Origin of the sequence: Pseudomonas sp. ADAK13 (genome assembly GCF_012935715.1) — a bacterium.
Classification (GTDB): Bacteria; Pseudomonadota; Gammaproteobacteria; order Pseudomonadales; family Pseudomonadaceae; genus Aquipseudomonas.
Genome location: NZ_CP052860.1, coordinates 3926537 through 3943847, shown reverse-complemented (window position 1 = coordinate 3943847; position 17311 = coordinate 3926537). Strand labels below are relative to the sequence as shown.

At 62.1% G+C, this 17311-nt stretch carries 12 protein-coding genes; 7 read left to right on the top strand and 5 right to left on the bottom strand.

Annotated features, from left to right (window positions below):
* Window positions 1–65: 65 nt before the first annotated feature.
* Window positions 66–1490 carry an aminotransferase-like domain-containing protein gene (locus HKK54_RS18245; RefSeq protein WP_029616139.1) on the bottom strand — a complete coding sequence of 475 codons (1425 nt, stop codon included), beginning with the start codon at window positions 1488–1490 and terminating at the stop codon, window positions 66–68.
* A 150-nt stretch (window positions 1491–1640) separates the two neighbouring features.
* Between HKK54_RS18245 and HKK54_RS18240 the strand changes: the two genes are divergently transcribed.
* From HKK54_RS18240 to HKK54_RS18210, 7 genes are all read left to right on the top strand, one after another.
* A complete protein-coding gene (locus tag HKK54_RS18240; RefSeq protein WP_169389303.1) occupies window positions 1641–2534 on the top strand; it encodes a DMT family transporter in 894 nt (297 codons plus the stop codon).
* Window position 2535: 1 nt separating this feature from the next.
* Complete coding sequence (moeB, locus tag HKK54_RS18235; RefSeq protein WP_169387395.1) at window positions 2536–4395, top strand: molybdopterin-synthase adenylyltransferase MoeB; 1860 nt, start codon at window positions 2536–2538, stop codon at window positions 4393–4395.
* A gap of 24 nt (window positions 4396–4419) precedes the next feature.
* Complete coding sequence (locus HKK54_RS18230) at window positions 4420–5334, top strand: PLP-dependent cysteine synthase family protein (protein ID WP_169389302.1); 915 nt, start codon at window positions 4420–4422, stop codon at window positions 5332–5334.
* Between the two features lie 22 nt (window positions 5335–5356).
* Window positions 5357–6349 (top strand): serine O-acetyltransferase, encoded by a 993-nt coding sequence (locus HKK54_RS18225; protein ID WP_010176429.1) that lies wholly within the window; start codon window positions 5357–5359, stop codon window positions 6347–6349.
* A gap of 2 nt (window positions 6350–6351) precedes the next feature.
* Entirely contained in the window at window positions 6352–7080 is a 729-nt protein-coding gene (locus HKK54_RS18220; protein WP_010176430.1) for an alanyl-tRNA editing protein, read from the top strand.
* Window positions 7081–7306: 226 nt separating this feature from the next.
* Complete coding sequence (locus tag HKK54_RS18215) at window positions 7307–9052, top strand: ABC transporter permease (RefSeq protein WP_010176431.1); 1746 nt, start codon at window positions 7307–7309, stop codon at window positions 9050–9052.
* Window positions 9053–9066: 14 nt separating this feature from the next.
* Entirely contained in the window at window positions 9067–10389 is a 1323-nt protein-coding gene (locus HKK54_RS18210) for an ABC transporter ATP-binding protein (protein ID WP_010176432.1), read from the top strand.
* 166 nt (window positions 10390–10555) lie between these two features.
* Here the strand turns inward: HKK54_RS18210 and prpD are convergent, their stop codons facing one another.
* From prpD to prpC, 4 genes are all read right to left on the bottom strand, one after another.
* Entirely contained in the window at window positions 10556–12040 is a 1485-nt protein-coding gene (gene prpD / locus HKK54_RS18205) for a 2-methylcitrate dehydratase (protein ID WP_169387394.1), read from the bottom strand.
* A gap of 93 nt (window positions 12041–12133) precedes the next feature.
* Window positions 12134–13324: a 2-methylaconitate cis-trans isomerase PrpF gene (gene prpF / locus HKK54_RS18200; protein WP_169387393.1), complete on the bottom strand. Its 1191-nt coding sequence runs from the start codon at window positions 13322–13324 to the stop codon at window positions 12134–12136.
* Between the two features lie 42 nt (window positions 13325–13366).
* Window positions 13367–15961: a Fe/S-dependent 2-methylisocitrate dehydratase AcnD gene (gene acnD / locus HKK54_RS18195; protein ID WP_169387392.1), complete on the bottom strand. Its 2595-nt coding sequence runs from the start codon at window positions 15959–15961 to the stop codon at window positions 13367–13369.
* Window positions 15962–16166: 205 nt separating this feature from the next.
* On the bottom strand, window positions 16167–17294 hold the full coding sequence (prpC, locus tag HKK54_RS18190; RefSeq protein ID WP_010176436.1) for a bifunctional 2-methylcitrate synthase/citrate synthase: 1128 nt from the start codon (window positions 17292–17294) through the stop codon (window positions 16167–16169).
* Window positions 17295–17311: the final 17 nt, after the last annotated feature.

Below are 17311 nucleotides of genomic sequence, written 5' to 3'. Positions count from 1 at the left end.
CGGCAGGTTTGGGGCTGCTGCGCCGCCCAACGGGGGACAAGCCCCCTCGCCACAAGGGTCTATCTTCACAAGTGGAATCTCCCCCCGCCCTGCCCCAGCGCCGTCGCCAGCGCATCAAACCCTGCCAGCAACAGCTGATCATCCCCCGACGTGTTGCAGATGCTTGCCCGGATAAACTGCGGCACCGCCGTCTGGCCCACCGCAAATGCTTCGGCTGTGGCAATCAGGTAATTATTCTGCTTCAACTCCGCCTCGATTTCCGACGCGCGCCAAGGCTCCGGGACTTCGATCCAGAAGTGCGGGCTATTGAGATGGGTGCGATATTCCAGGCCGATCAGCAACCCTTCCACCAACGCCTTGCGTCGGCTGATTTCCTGGATCTGCTGGTGCAGCAGGTGCTCCGCCGTGCCATTTTCGATCCATTGGGTGGCCAGTTCCAGGGTCACCGGCGTGGCCATCCAGCAGGTTGAGCGCAGCGCCGCGGAAATCCGGCTGACCAGCGCCGGTGGCGCATGCACGTACCCCACACGCAACCCCGCCGACACTGCCTTGCTCAGGCTGCTGATCAGAATTGTACGTTCCGGCGCGAAATGGCTCAGGGGCGGCGGACGATCTTCCACCAACACGCCGTGGGCCTCGTCCTCGAGAATCAGCAGGTTGTGTTCACGGCAGACCTTGACCAGCGCCTCACGGCGCGCGACCGACAGCACCGCCGTCGTAGGATTCTGGATGGTCGGCGTGCAGTACAACGCTGAAACCCGGTGATTGCGGCACACCTCATCCAGCGCCCCCGGCAACAGCCCTTCTTCGTCCATTTCCAGGCCGATCAGGCGTATCCCCAGCATGCGCGCGGCGGTGATCAGCCCCGGGTAGGTCAACTGTTCGGTGACCACCGTGTCGCCGGCCCGCAATAGCGCCATCAATGCGCACAGCAGCCCGTGCTGGCCGCCGTTCACGCAAATCACCTGCTCGGGAATCGGATGGAAATCCCGCTGCACCAGCCACTGCGCGCCCGCCGCACGGTAGCGCGGCAACCCGGCGTCCGGGGTGTAGGCGCTGATGTCCTGCAAAAACTTGGCGTTGGTGGCCAGTGTCTGGAAGCTTTGGGCGAGGAACGTGGTCTCCTGCCCCGGGATATGCATGTTGCGGCTCATATCAAAGTATTGCCGCGGCTCGTCGCTGAAGTTGCGAAAGCCTTCATCCCTTTGACGCTCCATCCCACGCTTGCGCACGAAGGTGCCGTCACCTACCCGCGCCACCACCAACCCCAGCCGTTCCAGCTCACCGTAGGCGCGACTGATGGTGCCAATGGTCACCCCCAGATTGTCGGAAAGCACCCGATGGGGCGGCAGTTTTCTTCCCGGTTCAATCAAGCCTTCAAGAATGCCCCGCTCCATGACATCGGACAGGCGTTTGTACTTCACGCCCTGCCCGCTGGAGAGTCCTTCTCGCATAATTGACACCATGTCAATATTTGTTTTGACAGCCATCATTCGCCCTAATAGTGTGCTTTTACGGGTTCAATCACCGAATCAAGGCACTCAATATAGAGGTCAATTCGGTCTCATGGAAGCAATGTCACGATGCCAATGTCCGCCGTTCTCGAAAACGCTGAAAAAACAAAAACTCACAAGCAGTGGTTGGCTGGGCTGATTACCAGTGTGATGTTCCTGATCGTGTGCCTGAGCTGGGGCACCACCTGGCTGGGCATCAAGATCGCCGTGGAAAGCGTGCCGCCGCTGACCTCCGCCGGGCTGCGCTTTCTGATCGCCTTTCCGCTGTTCCTGTGTTTTGCCTGGGTGCGCCGCGAGCCGATCCTGTTTCCCCGGGAAAGCCGCTGGTTCTTCGTATTCGTGACGCTGTCCTACTTCAGCGTGCCGTATTACCTGCTCAACTATGGCGAGATGCATGTCTCGTCCGGCCTCACCGCGCTGCTGTTCAGTTGCATGCCGGTGTTTATCCTGATTTTCTCTGCGCTGTTCCTGCGTGAACGCATCTACTTTTCCCAGGTGGTCGGTATCGCCATCGGTTTCGGCAGCCTGTACATGATCATCAAGAGCCAGGGCCTGCACCTGGACCATGCCGAGTTCTTCGGGGTGCTGGCGATTCTGACCGCCGCGATCATGCATGCCCTGTGCTACGTGATTACCAAGAAACAAGGCAGCGCCATCAGCGTGATCACCTACAACACCCTGCCCATCGGCATCGCCGGGATGATGCTGTTTGTCGCCGGCCTGTGGTTTGAAACCCCGACCTTCGAAGACATCACCCTGCGCTCCTGGAGTGCGCTGTTCTACCTCGGCCTGGTGGCCTCGGTGGGCGGTTTTATCGTGTATTTCATGCTGCTCAAGCGCCTGAGCCCGATCATTTTGTCCTTCGTGTTCATCATCTTCCCGGTGTTCGCGGTGATCATCGGTGCCTGGTACGAAGGCGTGCAGATTTCCAGGGACCTGATGATGTATTCGGCGATCCTGCTGGCCGGTTTTGCGATTACCAAGCTGCCCATCGAAAAGCTCCTGGCGAAGAAAAACTGAGATGAAGGTCCTGAGCCCAAGCGCCCTGGAGCAGATTTACGCCCACGCCGACCGCAGCTACCCCGAGGAATGCTGCGGTTTCGTTTTCGCCGATGGCAGCGTGTACCTGGGCAGCAATATCCAGAACGAACTGCACCGCAAGAACCCCGAGATGTATTCACGCAGTGCTGCCAACGGCTACACCTTTTCGGTGGCCGACACGCTGATGATGAACAAGGCGTTTCGCAGTGATAACCCGGTGGTGGTGATCTACCACTCCCACCCTGACGTCGGCGCGTATTTCAGCGACGAAGACCAGGACAAGGCCCTCTTCATGGGCGAGCCGATCTACCCCGTGAGCTACCTGGTGGTGGATGTTCGCCAGGGCAAGACCCAAGGTTCCAAGCTGTTTGCCTGGGATGGCAAGCGCTTCGCCCAAAACCCCTTCAACGACCTGCAAACGGAGTTGTGCATGAACGCTGTCTCTTTCCCCGACATCCTGGTCCGCGTGGCCAAGCTGCCAGCATCGACCCTTGAGGGTGCCGGATCGACATTGCGCGAAGTCATTGAAAACCTGTGCACCGAGCACCCGCAGTTACGGGCGCACCTGCTCTACGAGAACAACCAGCTCAAGGAACACTTCCTGTTCACCTCCGAGGAAGCGCTGATCGACGCCAACGACCCGTTGCCCGAGAAAGCAAAAATCGAAGTACTGCTGGCCACGTCCGGCGGCATGGACGTCGACTCACTGAGCAACGAAGAAGTGCAGCGCTACGTGCGCCACATCACCCTGCCCGGCGTCGGTCGCGAAGGCCAACTGAACCTGAAGAAAGCCCGCGTGCTGATCATCGGCACCGGCGGCCTCGGTTCGCCCATCAGCCTGTACCTGGCGGCCGCAGGTATCGGCACCCTGGGGCTGGTGGATTTCGACGTGGTGGAAAGCAGCAACCTGCAACGCCAGATCGTCCACGGCAACAGCACCCTGGGCCTACCCAAGGTCGAGTCCGCCAGGCGGCGCTTGCAGGACCTGAACAGCCACATCCAGATCAACACCTACGACACCGCCTTCAACACCGACAACGCCCTGGAATTGGTGGGCGCCTATGACCTGGTGATCGACGGCACCGACAATTTCGAAACCCGCTATCTCGTCAACGATGCCTGCGTACAACTGGGCAAACCGTTGGTGTACGGCGCCATCTACCGTTTCGACGGGCAGATCAGCGTGCTCAACTATAAAGGCGGGCCGTGCTACCGCTGCCTGTTTCCACAGGCCCCGCCGGCGGAACTGGCACCCAATTGCAGCGCCGGCGGCGTCATCGGCGTATTGCCCGGCGTGGTCGGGATGATCCAGGCCACCGAGGCGATCAAGCTGTTGATCGGCATCGGCGAACCGTTGTCGGGCCGGCTGATGCGTTTTGATGCACTGGCGATGAAATTCAGCGAGATCCGCTTCAAGCGCCGCGCCGACTGCCCTTGCTGCTCGGAACTGCGCCACAGCCAATCCGTCGCACCTGCCGTGTGTGCGGATGCCGTGCCGAGCCAGCCGTCGTTGGCCGAAGAGCGCTACATCAAGCCACGGGTGCTCAAGCAACTGCTCGAACAACACAGCAAGGCCGACGTGTTGCTGGACGTGCGCGATGCCAGCGAACTGGAAGTGTGCAAGTTGCCAGGCGTGGTGCACATCCCGCTGGCCGAACTCGACGGGCAACTCGCCACCCTCAGCCGTGACAACACGCACTACCTGATCTGCTACGCCGGAACGCGTGCGGAACAAGCCGCCACTACCCTGCTGGCAGCCGGATTCGCCAACACCAAAGTACTGCAAGGTGGCATGAAACACTGGGTTCGCGACGTCGAACCCGACATGCCTTTGTACTGATCAGCGGCCATGGGTTCTTACTTGATGTTGCATAACTCGATACTCGACGCGATTGGCCAAACGCCCATCGTGCGCCTGGAACAGTTTTCCGAAGACCTCGGCATTGAGGTCTACGCGAAGCTGGAGTCCCTCAACCCCGGCGGCAGCCACAAGGCGCGCATCGCCCTGGGCATGATCCTCGACGCCGAGCGCCGGGGCATTCTGATCCGTGGCTCAGGGCAAACCATTATCGAGCCCAGCGGTGGCAACACCGGCATCGGACTGGTGATGGCCGGCAACGTGCTGGGCTACAAAGTGGTGCTGGTGATCCCCGACAACTACAGCCCCGAGAAGCAGAAACTGCTGCGCCTCTATGGCGCCAGGGTGGTGCTGTCGGACAGCCGCCTGGGCAACAATTCCCACGGTGAAAAGTGCATGGAGCTGCAGCTGGAAAACCCCAGCTACGTGATGCTCAACCAGCAGCGCAACGGCGCCAACCCGCAAACCCACCGCGACACCACTGCTCGGGAAATCATCCGTGCCTTCGGCGAGCAGCGGGTGGACTACTTCGTCAGCGGCATCGGCACCGGCGGCCATATCACCGGCATCGGCGAAACCCTCAAGGCCACCTGGCCGGCGATCCGCGTGATGGGCGTGGAGCCGGAGGAGTGCGACCTGCTCAGCGACCGCCACGCACCCCACCATATCCAGGGCCTCTCCATCGGCCTGATCCCGAGCATTCTCAACGTCGCGATCATTGACGGGATGCTCAAGGTGTCGCGCCAGGAATGCATCGACATGATCAAACGCATCATGCGCACCGACGCCATCAGCCTCGGGTTGTCATCGGCCGCCAACATGGTGGCCATCGCCAAGCTGGCGCCGGAGCTGGCTACCGACACCGTTGTGCTGACCATGGTCTACGACAGTGCCGACGGTTATTTGCCCTGTTTTGAATAACAACTATTGCGGGGGTGCCTCCATGGGGGGCTTTATCGACATGCAACAACTGCACGATGAGTTGCTCACCCACCTCATCACCACGCTGACGCCAACGCAGTTGAAGCAACTGGAAGAGCACCTTGGCACGCTGGTCCAGGCGGCGGCCCAGGCGGTGGCCGAAGACCTGATCGCCTATGCCTGGCGCGACCCGGCGTCCCGCGGGCGCGGGGAGCTGATCCTGGAGTCCTACGCCTCGTTCAAGGCGGTGCTGTACTACCGGCTGGCGCACCTGGTGTGGAATTTCCCGGACAAGAACAACGGCGTGTTTTGCGCCATCGCCCTGAAGCTGAGCAACCAGGGCAAGATTTTGTCCGGCGCCGAAATTCACCCCGCCGCGCGGATCGGCCGGCGCTTTGTGCTGGACCACGGCTATGGCACGGTCATCGGTGAAACCTGCGAGATCGGCAACGACTGCTACATCCTCTGCGGCGTGACCCTGGGCGCCCGGGGCATCGCCAACAACCCCGACGGCAAGCGCCACCCGCGCCTGGGCAACAACGTGGAAGTCGGTTCCGGCGCGCGGGTGCTCGGTTATGTGCTGATCGGCGACAACGTGTTTATCAGCCCTTCCTGCGTGATCACCCAGGACGTGCCGGCCGGCACAAAGGTCAAGGTGGTCAACCAGATCCAGTTGCAGAAAAACGACGAGTCGGACCACAGCAACTACCTCGGCGCGTTTGCCCTCGACGAGCGGCTGCACGTGGTCGGCGAGGTCAACGCCAGCCACAAGGTCACGGTGCTGGACGCCGACTTTCACCCCCTGCCCGGCCTGCTGCTGGAGCCGACGGTCAAGGAACGCCACCACCTGCAGTTCCGCCTGCGCCATATCGAGACAACGGCCTACCCGCCACGCTTGCCACTGAACCTGAAAGTGACCGGGCCCGAATTTGAAATCACCCTGCTCTCTCCCCCTGGCTTGAGCGCGATGGTTCGTCGCCTGCTGCAAGCCAGCCCACTGATCGTCGGAGGTTGAACATGTCCGTGCACACCATGGAAACCCTCGCGCTGTTCGACAGCGCGCCTTACCAGAATGCCTTCAGTGCGCGGGTGATTGCCGTCAGTGAGCAGGGGATCGCCCTGGAACACACGCTGTTCTACCCCACCGGCGGCGGGCAACCGGGAGACACCGGCCACTTCATCCTGCCCGATGGCAGCCGTGTCGACATCACGGGCACCGTGCGCGACCCGGTGCTGCGCTCGATCATCTGGCACCAGGTGGAACACTGCCCTGAACAACTGGCGGCCGGGATGCAGGTGGACGCCAGCCTGGATTGGGAGCGCCGCTACCAGCACATGAAAATGCACACCTGCCTGCACCTGCTGTGTTCGATCATCGACGCGCCGGTGACCGGCTGCAGCATCGGCTTTGATAAGGGCCGCCTGGATTTCGACCTGCCGGAAATGACCCTCGACAAAGAGACCATCACCCGCGACCTCAATGCCTTGATCGAACAGGCCCACGCGGTGAAAACCCTGTCCATGCCGGCCTCGGAGTATTCCACCCTGCTGCAGATCACCCGCACCCAGGCGGTGGCACCACCGGTGATCCAGGGTTCGGTACGGGTGATCGAAATTGCCGGAATCGACATCCAGCCTTGTGGCGGCACCCATGTGACCAATACCGAGGAAATCGGCCGGGTGTTCTGCGAAAAGATCGAGAAGAAGAGCAAACACAACCGCCGGGTGATCCTGCGGTTTGAATAGCGCTCGAGCGACGGCTGGGGCACCAACGCCCTAGCTGCAGTTCGTACAGGAAACTGACAGCAAATTTATGTGCTTGTAACATTCAGAAACGTACAATCCCGCCTGCAACGCCTCGTTGCCCCTGACTCGCGAAAACAGCGCCCTTCCTTCCCGGTGGGTCATTCGTGCAGCAGCTAAGCTCACTCCCATCACGCCCTGAACCTGAACGCTGCAGGAATGACTGCCTATGAAAAGAGTGCTCCGTCACTACATCCCTGCGTCCACATTGCGCTTGTTGCCCAACCGCTGGGACCTGGTCGCCCTGCCCCTGGTGATCGGCTTTTTATTGTTTTTCTCCATCACTGCCCGGGAAACCTGGGCGCCCATCGCCACCTTGCAAAGTGAAGTCATCTCCCTCGACCCGGCCAACCTGCCGGAATACGCGATGCGCACCACCATGCGCATGCTCGCGGCGATGGTGGCAGCGCTGGTGTTCACCCTGTTGTACGGCACCCTGGCCGCCAAAAGCCGGCGCGCCGAGAAACTGCTGGTGCCGGTGCTCGACATCCTGCAATCGGTGCCGGTGCTGGGTTACATCTCGTTTACCGTGACGTTCTTCCTGCTGCTGTTCCCCGGGCGCGTGCTCGGCGCGGAGTTCGCGGCCATCTTTGCGATTTTCACCAGCCAGGCCTGGAACATGACGTTCAGCTTCTACCAGTCGCTGCGCATGCTGCCCCATGACCTGGTGGAAGTGTCGACCAACCTGCGGCTGTCCGGCTGGCAGAAGTTCTGGAAGCTCGACGTGCCCTTCGCCATGCCGGGGCTGGTGTGGAACATGATGATGAGCATGTCCGGCGGCTGGTTTTTCGTGGTCGCCTCCGAGGCCATTACCGTCGGCGACAAGACCATCACCTTGCCGGGCGTGGGTTCGTACCTGGCCCTGGCGATTGCCCAGAAAGACCTGCACGCCGTGGGTTACGTGATCCTGGCGATGATCGTGGTCATCCTGATGTACGACCAGTTCCTGTTCCGCCCGTTGGTGGCCTGGGCCGACAAGTTCCGCATGGAAACCACCGCCTCCCAGGGCGCGGCGCCGCAATCCTGGCTGCTGAACCTGATCCAGCGCACGCGCATCGTCCAGCGCATCCTGCGGCCTGTCACCCGCGCCATCAGCCGCATCGGCAACAAGCGCTTCAGCCTGGCAGGCGGTGCACTCAAGGCGTTGCCGGCAGAGACACCAAAAGCCTCAAAAGTGATCGACTGGGTGTGGGGCACACTCATCGCGCTGCTGGCCGCTTATGCGCTGTATCACATCGTGCAGTACGTCGGCACCGAAGTGACCCTGGCCGAAGTCGGCCATGTGTTTGTGCTGGGCCTGATCACGCTGTTGCGGGTGGCTGGCCTGATCCTGATCGCCTCGCTGATCTGGGTGCCGCTGGGGGTGATGATCGGCTTGCGCCCGGCCCTTGCGGAAAAAATCCAGCCGCTGGCGCAGTTTCTCGCGGCCTTCCCGGCGAACCTGCTGTTCCCGGTGTTCGTGATCGTGATCCTGCACTACAACCTCAACCCGGATATCTGGCTGAGCCCGCTCATTGTGCTGGGTACCCAGTGGTACATCCTGTTCAACGTGATCGCCGGCGCCAGCGCATTCCCCAACGATTTCAAGGAAGCCGCCGCCAACTTCCGCATTCGCGGCTGGCTGTGGTGGCGCAAGGTAATGCTGCCAGGGATTTTCCCGTACTACGTCACTGGCGCCATTACCGCCTCGGGCGGTGCCTGGAACGCCAGCATCGTGTCCGAGTACGTTTCCTGGGGCCAGGACAAGGTGGTCGCCCACGGGCTGGGCGCCTACATCGCACAGACCACCGCTGCCGGTGACTTCCCGAAAATCGCCCTGGGCGTGGTGGTGATGTCGATCTTCGTGGTGGCGTTCAACCGCGCGGTCTGGCGGCCGATGTACGCCATGGCTGAAAACAAACTTCGTCTGAATTGATGGGATTCGCTGTGATGACTACCTATACCGAGCACACCGCCGACACCCCGGAAATCTACTCGTTGAAAAACGTGAACCGGGTGTTCGGCAAAGGTAAAGACGAGCTGCAAGTCCTCAGCGGCGTGGACTTGAGCCTGCACGAAGGCGAGATTGTCGGCATGCTCGGCCGCTCCGGCTCAGGCAAGTCGACCTTGCTGCGCATCATCGCAGGGCTGATCCAGCCGTCGTCAGGCGAAGTACGCTACAACGGCGCGCCACTCAACGGCCCGGCCGAAGGCGTAGCCATGGTGTTCCAGACCTTCGCGCTGTTCCCGTGGCTGACCGTGCTGGAAAACGTCGAGGCCGGGCTGCAAGCCTTGCAGGTCGAGCGCAAGGAAACCCGCAGGCGCGCCCTGGCCGCCATCGACCTGATCGGCCTGGACGGTTTTGAAAACGCCTACCCACGGGAGCTGTCCGGCGGCATGCGCCAGCGTGTGGGTTTCGCCCGCGGGCTGGTGGTCAACCCGACGCTGCTGTTGATGGACGAACCGTTCTCGGCGCTGGACGTGCTCACCGCTGAAACCCTGCGCACCGACCTGCTGGACCTGTGGAGCGGCAAGCAGCTGCCGATCAAATCGATCCTGATCGTGACCCACAACATCGAAGAAGCCGTGCTGATGTGCGACCGCATCCTGGTGCTGTCGTCCAACCCTGGCCGGGTGGTAGCCGAGATAAAGGTGCCGTTTGCACACCCGCGCAACCGGCTGGACCCGACCTTCAGGCAAATGGTCGACGACATCTATGCCCTGATGACCGACCGCCGCAGCGCTGACGCGAGCAGGGGTTTACCCGAGCTGAAAATGGGCAGCCTGCTGCCGGAAGTGTCCACCAACCTGATGGCCGGCCTGATCGAAACCCTGGCCGCCGAACCCTACAACGGCCACGCCGGCCTGCCGACCGTGGCCGAACGGCGCTTGCTGGAGGTCGACGATCTGTTCCCGGTCGCGGAGATGCTTGAGCATTTGGGCTTTGCCGAACTCAAGGGTGCCGACATCACCCTCACCGACGCCGGCAAACTGTTCGCCGACTACGGCACCCAGGAGCGTAAAACCCTGTTCGCCGAACATTTGATCCGCCACGTGCCATTGGCTGCACGTATTCACCAGGTGTTGCTGGAGCGCAGCGGCCACCGCGCGCCACGGGTGCGTTTCGAGCAGGAACTGGAAGACTCGATGACAGAAGCCTTTGTGGAAAAAACCCTGGAAAGCGTGGTGGCGTGGGGACGGTATGCGGAGATTTTCTCCTACGACGACCATACCGAGACGTTCAGCCTGGATGACGTAGAAGGCAGCATGTAACGGCGCGATGTCGACCACTTTCCATTGAACAACACAAAACAAATGTGGGAGCTGGCTTGCCTGCGATAGCATCACCTCGGTGTATCTGAAAGACCGAGGTGTCTGCATCGCAGGCAAGCCAGCTCCCACATTGATTGGGTTTACACAGTGAGTGCCGTGGTGTTTCTCAGATCACGAACAGGTCCACAAACCGGTTCACGGGCGTTGCTTCAAGCCGTGCCTGATCCTTGCACAGCGCAAAAATCTCGGCACTGCGCTGTGCGGTAAACCGGGTCGCCAGGTTGGCCTTGAACTTGTCTTCCAGCAACGGAATGCCATCCACCCGACGGCGACGGTGGCCAATCGGGTATTCCACGGCCACCTGTTCGGTGCTGGAACCATCCTTGAAGAACACCTGCACTGCGTTTGCGATGGAGCGCTTGTCGGCCTCCAGGTATTCGCGGCTGTAGCGCGGTTCCTCGACGATGACCATCTTCTCCCGCAGCTCATCGATGATCGGATGGGCCGCGTGGAACTCATCCTCGTATTGCTCCGCCACCAGGTTGCCAAACGCCAGCGGCACGGCGGTCATGTACTGGAGGCAATGGTCACGGTCCGCCGCGTTGGCCAACTGCCCGACCTTGGAAATGATGCGGATCGCCGACTCGTGGGTGGTGATGACAATCCTGTCGATCTCATGCAGGCGGTGCTTCACGTGTGGGTGCAACGTGACCGCCGCCTCGCAGGCGGTTTGTGCGTGGAACTCGGCGGGGAAGCTGATCTTGAACAGGACGTTCTCCATCACATACGTACCGTAAGGCTGCGACAGGCTGAAGGCGCGCTTGTCCTCGGGCTTGAGCGCCAGGTCCTTGTTGGTGTGGCTGAACAGCACGTCATAAAAACCCCACTGCGGCGCACTCAACACCCCGGGAATGCCCATCTCGCCGCGCATGGCGATGTCGGCCAGGCGCACCCCGCGACTCGACGCATCCCCCGCCGCCCACGACTTGCGCGAACCGGCGTTCGGCGCATGGCGATACGTACGCAATGCCTGGCCGTCGACAAACGCCTGGGACAATGCCGACAGCAGTTGCTCACGGTTGGCGCCCATCAGTTTGGCGGTGACGGCGGTGGAGGCGACTTTCACCAGCAGCACATGGTCGAGGCCGACACGGTTGAAGGAGTTTTCCAGGGCAATCACGCCCTGGATTTCGTGCGCCATGATCATCGCCTCCAGCACCGCCCGCACGGTCAGCGGCGCATCGCCATTGGCCCCGCGTTTTTGCGAGAGGTGGTCAGCGACGGCGAGGATGCCGCCCAGGTTATCGGAAGGATGGCCCCACTCGGCGGCGAGCCAGGTGTCGTTGTAGTCGAGCCAGCGCACGATGCAGCCGATGTCCCACGCGGCCTTGACCGGGTCCAGGCGGAACGAGGTGCCCGGCACTCGCGCACCGAATGGCACCACCGTGCCTTCAACGATCGGCCCCAGATGCTTGGTGCACTCCGGGAAACGCAGGGCCAGCAGGCCGCAACCGAGGGTGTCCATCAGGCAGTTGCGGGCGGTGTCGAGGGCGTCGCGGGATTCGATCCTGAAGCCCAGGACGTAGTCGGCGATGTCCTGCAGGACCTGGTCGTAGTCGGGGCGGTTGTTCTGGTCGACGTTGGCGCTCATGGCAGTACTCCAAAGTGGGTTAGGTGTGTTCCATCCTCAGGGTCAGGGTTGAAGTGTTATAAAAGGCAGGTCTTGGTGCCTGCCTGTGATCGGTTAGAAAGAGTCGCCGGGCACGCGAACGAAACCTTCCATCAACACCCGCGCACTGCGGCTCATGATGGCTTTTTTCACGACCCATTCACCGTCGACCTGGCTGGCCTCGGCGCCTACGCGCAACGTGCCGGACGGATGCCCGAACCGTACCGCATTGCGTTCCACACCGCCCGCCGCCACATTCACCAGCGTGCCGGAAATCGCCGCCGCCGTGCCAATCGCCACCGCCGCCGTGCCCATCATCGCGTGGTGCAACTTGCCCATGGACAGCGCCCGTACCAGCAGGTCTACATCGCCTGCCTTGATCGCCTTGCCGCTGGACGCCACGTAGTCCGCAGGCCGTGCCACAAACGCCACCTTCGGCGTGTGCTGACGCTGGGCCGCTTCGTCCAGGTGCTTGATCAGGCCCATGCGCAGCGCACCGTGGGCGCGGATGGTTTCAAACATCGCCAGGGCTTTGGGGTCGCTGTTGATCGCGCCCTGCAGCTCGGTGCCGGTGTAACCCAGGTCCTGGGCATTGATAAAGATGGTGGGAATCCCGGCATTGATCAGCGTCGCCTTGAACGTGCCGACACCCGGCACTTCCAGGTCATCCACCAGGTTGCCGGTAGGGAACATCGAGCCACCGCCGCCCTCTTCTTCCGCCGCCGGGTCCATGAATTCCAACTGCACTTCGGCGGCTGGGAAGGTCACGCCGTCCAGTTCGAAGTCGCCGGTTTCCTGCACGGCACCGTCGGTGATCGGCACGTGGGCGATGATGGTCTTGCCGATATTCGCTTGCCAGACCCGCACCACGGCCACACCGTTGTGGGGAACGCGTGCGGCGTCCACCAGGCCGGCGCTGATGGCGAAGGAGCCCACCGCCGCCGACAGGTTGCCGCAATTGCCGCTCCAGTCCACGAATGGCTTGTCGATGGACACCTGGCCAAACAGGTAGTCCACGTCGTGATCGGCGCGGGTGCTTTTGGCGAGGATTACGGTTTTGCTGGTGCTGGAGGTCGCACCGCCCATGCCGTCGATTTGCTTGTCATACGGATCGGGGCTGCCGATCACCCGCAGCAACAATGCATCCCGCGCAGCGCCGGGAACCTGGGCCGACTCGGGCAAATCCTTGAGGCTGAAAAACACCCCTTTACTGGTGCCGCCACGCATATAGGTGGCGGGAATCTTGATCTGCGGTACGTGTGCCATGGTGGTCCTCATGGGCCGGGGCGTTCACCCCGGCCACAGTTGTCAGGCGGTAACAGCCGATTCAAGGAAGTCTTGGGCAAAACGTTGCAACACGCCGCCCGCTTCGTAGATCGACACTTCTTCAGCCGTGTCCAGGCGGCAGGTCACCGGCACCTCGACACGCTCGCCATTCTTGCGGTTGATCAACAAGGTCAGCTGGGCACGCGGGGTGCGCTCGCCGATCACGTCGTAGGTTTCGGTACCGTCGATCTTCAAGGTCTTGCGGTCGGTGCCCGGCAGGAACTCCAGGGGCAACACGCCCATGCCCACCAGGTTGGTGCGGTGGATACGCTCGAAGCCTTCGGCGGCGATCGCTTCCACACCGGCCAGGCGTACGCCCTTGGCCGCCCAGTCCCGGGACGAACCCTGGCCGTAGTCGGCACCGGCGATGATGATCAGCGGCTGCTTGCGTTCCATGTAGGTTTCGATGGCTTCCCACATGCGCGTGACCTTGCCTTCCGGCTCCAGGCGCGCCAGCGAACCCTGCTTGACCTTGCCGTCTTCAATGACCATTTCATTGAACAGTTTCGGGTTGGCGAAGGTGGCGCGCTGCGCGGTCAAATGGTCGCCCCGGTGAGTCGCGTAGGAGTTGAAGTCGACTTCCGGCAGGCCCATTTTCGCCAGGTATTCGCCGGCAGCACTGTCGAGCATGATCGCGTTGGACGGCGACAGGTGATCGGTGGTGATGTTGTCTGGCAGCACTGCCAGCGGGCGCATGCCCTTGAGCGGACGTGCACCGGCCAGGGCACCTTCCCAGTAAGGCGGGCGGCGGATGTAGGTGCTCTGCGGGCGCCAGTCGTACAGCGGTGTGACTTTGGGGCCGGTGTCTTCATGGATCGCGAACATCGGGATGTAGACCTGGCGGAACTGCTCCGGCTTGACCGAGGCCTTGACCACTGCGTCGATTTCTTCGTCGCTCGGCCAGATGTCCTTCAGGCGGATTTCCTTGCCGTTGGCGTCCAGGCCCAGCACGTCTTTTTCGATGTCGAAACGGATGGTGCCGGCAATCGCGTAAGCCACCACCAGCGGCGGCGAAGCGAGGAACGCCTGCTTGGCGTACGGGTGGATACGGCCGTCGAAGTTGCGGTTACCCGAGAGCACGGCGGTGGCGTACAGGTCGCGGTCGATGATCTCTTGCTGAATCACCGGGTCGAGTGCGCCGGACATGCCATTGCAGGTGGTGCAGGCAAACGCTACCACGCCAAAACCCAACTGCTCCAGTTCGCTGGTCAGCCCTGCTTCGTCGAGGTACATCGCCACAGTTTTCGAGCCCGGTGCCAGGGACGACTTGACCCACGGTTTGCGGGCCAGCCCGAGCTTGTTGGCGTTGCGCGCCAGCAGGCCGGCAGCAATCACGTTGCGCGGGTTGCTGGTGTTGGTGCAACTGGTGATAGCGGCGATGATCACCGCGCCGTCGGGCATTTGCCCCGGCACGTCATCCCACTGGCCAGAGATGCCCTTGGCCGCCAGGTCGCTGGTGGCAACACGGGCGTGTGGGTTGCTCGGGCCGGCCATGTTGCGCACCACCGAGGACAAATCGAAGCTCAGGCCACGCTCGTATTGCGCGCCCTTGAGGTCGTCTGCCCACAGGCCGGTGTGGCGAGCGTATTGCTCCACCAGCGTCACTTGCTCGTCTTCACGGCCGGTGAGTTTCAGGTAGGCGATAGTCTGTTGGTCGATGTAGAACATCGCGGCCGTGGCGCCGTATTCCGGGGCCATGTTGGAGATGGTGGCGCGGTCGCCGAGGGTCAGCGCGGAGGCGCCTTCACCGAAGAACTCCAGCCACGCACCCACGACTTTTTGCTTGCGCAGGAACTCGGTCAGCGCCAGCACCATGTCAGTGGCGGTGATGCCCGGTTGCAGCTTGCCCGTGAGCTCCACGCCGACGCTTTCCGGCAGGCGCATCCACGAGGCGCGGCCGAGCATCACACTCTCCGCTTCGAGACCACCAACGCCGATAGCGATCACGCCCAGGGCGTCTACGTGCGGCGTGTGGCTGTCGGTGCCGACGCATGTATCCGGGAAAGCCACGCCGTCGCGCACCTGGATCACCGGAGACATTTTCTCCAGGTTGATCTGGTGCATGATGCCGTTGCCCGGCGGGATCACGTCAACGTTCTTGAAGGCCTTTTTGGTCCACTCGATAAAGTGGAAACGGTCTTCGTTGCGACGGTCTTCGATGGCGCGGTTTTTCTCGAACGCGTCCGGGTCAAAACCACCGGCTTCGACGGCCAGGGAGTGGTCGACGATCAGTTGGGTCGGCACCACCGGGTTGACCTGGGCCGGGTCACCGCCTTGCAGGGCGATGGCATCGCGCAGGCCGGCGAGGTCCACCAGGGCGGTCTGGCCGAGAATGTCGTGGCACACCACGCGGGCCGGGAACCACGGGAAATCGAGGTCGCGCTTGCGCTCGATCAGTTGGCTCAGGGAAGCGTCGAGGGTCGCCGGGGCGCAGCGACGCACCAGGTTCTCGGCGAGTACGCGGGAGGTGTACGGCAGTGTGGCGTAGGCGCCGGGGGTGATTGCATCGACCGCCGCACGGGCGTCGTAGAAATCGAGGCGGCTGCCGGGCAGCGGTTTGCGGTGTTCAGTGTTCATAGGCTGGGACTCGGTCACGGTAAGGTGTACAGCAAAAACCTGTGGCACTGGCCTGGATGAACACGGTCCCTGTGGGAGCCGGGCTTGCCCGCGATGCAGGCACCTCGGCGTGTCAGTTACACCGAGGTGATGCTATCGCAGGCAAGCCAGCTCCCACATTGAACCGGTTCCGATCCTTAAAACCGGCGCCTCAGATTCCCACCACTCAGCGACGTTCGATTGGCACGAACTTGCGCTGCTCAACGCCGATGTACTCGGCGCTCGGACGGATGATGCGGTTGTTGGCTCGCTGCTCGAACACGTGAGCTGCCCATCCTGTCAGCCGCGAGCAGACGAAAATCGGGGTGAACAGCTTGGTCGGGATGCCCATGAAGTGGTACGCCGAGGCATGGTAGAAGTCGGCATTGGGGAACAGTTTTTTCTGCTCCCACATGGTCTTGTCGATGGCTTCGGAAACCGGGAACAACACGGTGTCGCCCACTTCGTCGGCGAGTTTTTTCGACCAGCCCTTGATCACTTCATTACGCGGGTCGCTGTCTTTATAGATCGCGTGGCCAAAGCCCATGATCTTGTCCTTGCGCGCCAGCATGCCGAGGGTGCCTTCCACCGCTTCCTGGGCGGACGAGAAACGCTCGATCATCTCCATCGCCGCTTCGTTGGCGCCGCCGTGCAGCGGGCCACGCAGGGAACCGATGGCGGCGGTGACGCAGGAATACAGGTCTGACAGGGTCGAGGCACACACCCGAGCGGTGAAGGTCGAGGCGTTGAACTCGTGCTCGGCGTAGAGGATCAGCGAGACGTTCATCACTTTGACGTGCAAGTCGCTCGGCTTCTTGTCGTGCAGCAGGTGCAGGAAATGGCCGCCGATGGATGGCTCGTCGGTCACGCAGTTGATGCGCTGGCCGTCGTGGCTGAAGCGGTACCAGTAGCACATGATCGCCGGGAACGCGGCCAGCAGGCGGTCGGTCACGTCGCGCTGCACGCTGAAGTCTTTCTCCGGCTCGATATTGCCCAGGAACGAGCAACCGGTGCGCATCACGTCCATCGGGTGGGCGTCGGCGGGGATGCGTTCCAGCACTTCTTTCAGCGCCTGGGGCAGGTCGCGCAGCTTGCCGAGTTTGGCGGTGTAGGCGGCCAGTTCGGCCTGGGTCGGCAGCTCGCCGTACAGCAGCAGGTAGGCGACTTCTTCAAACTGCGCGTCCGCAGCCAGTTCGCGCACGTCGTAGCCGCGATAGGTCAAGCCGGCACCGGCCTGGCCCACGGTGGACAGTGCGGTTTGCCCGGCAACCTGGCCACGCAGGCCAGCTCCACTCAGTACTTTTGCTTCGGCCATGGTTATCTCCAATCTTG

Bases quoted from the DNA above. Each gene is read 5' to 3' on its own strand.
- HKK54_RS18225 (WP_010176429.1), top strand. From the start codon at position 5,357: ATGGGGGGCTTTATCGACATGCAACAACTGCACGATGAGTTGCTCACC.
- HKK54_RS18220 (WP_010176430.1), top strand. From the start codon at position 6,352: ATGTCCGTGCACACCATGGAAACCCTCGCGCTGTTCGACAGCGCGCCT.
- HKK54_RS18215 (WP_010176431.1), top strand. From the start codon at position 7,307: ATGAAAAGAGTGCTCCGTCACTACATCCCTGCGTCCACATTGCGCTTG.
- prpC (WP_010176436.1), bottom strand. From the start codon at position 17,294: ATGGCCGAAGCAAAAGTACTGAGTGGAGCTGGCCTGCGTGGCCAGGTT.
- prpF (WP_169387393.1), bottom strand. From the start codon at position 13,324: ATGGCACACGTACCGCAGATCAAGATTCCCGCCACCTATATGCGTGGC.
- HKK54_RS18245 (WP_029616139.1), bottom strand. From the start codon at position 1,490: ATGGCTGTCAAAACAAATATTGACATGGTGTCAATTATGCGAGAAGGA.
- HKK54_RS18210 (WP_010176432.1), top strand. From the start codon at position 9,067: ATGACTACCTATACCGAGCACACCGCCGACACCCCGGAAATCTACTCG.
- prpD (WP_169387394.1), bottom strand. From the start codon at position 12,040: ATGAGCGCCAACGTCGACCAGAACAACCGCCCCGACTACGACCAGGTC.
- HKK54_RS18230 (WP_169389302.1), top strand. From the start codon at position 4,420: ATGTTGCATAACTCGATACTCGACGCGATTGGCCAAACGCCCATCGTG.
- acnD (WP_169387392.1), bottom strand. From the start codon at position 15,961: ATGAACACTGAACACCGCAAACCGCTGCCCGGCAGCCGCCTCGATTTC.
- moeB (WP_169387395.1), top strand. From the start codon at position 2,536: ATGAAGGTCCTGAGCCCAAGCGCCCTGGAGCAGATTTACGCCCACGCC.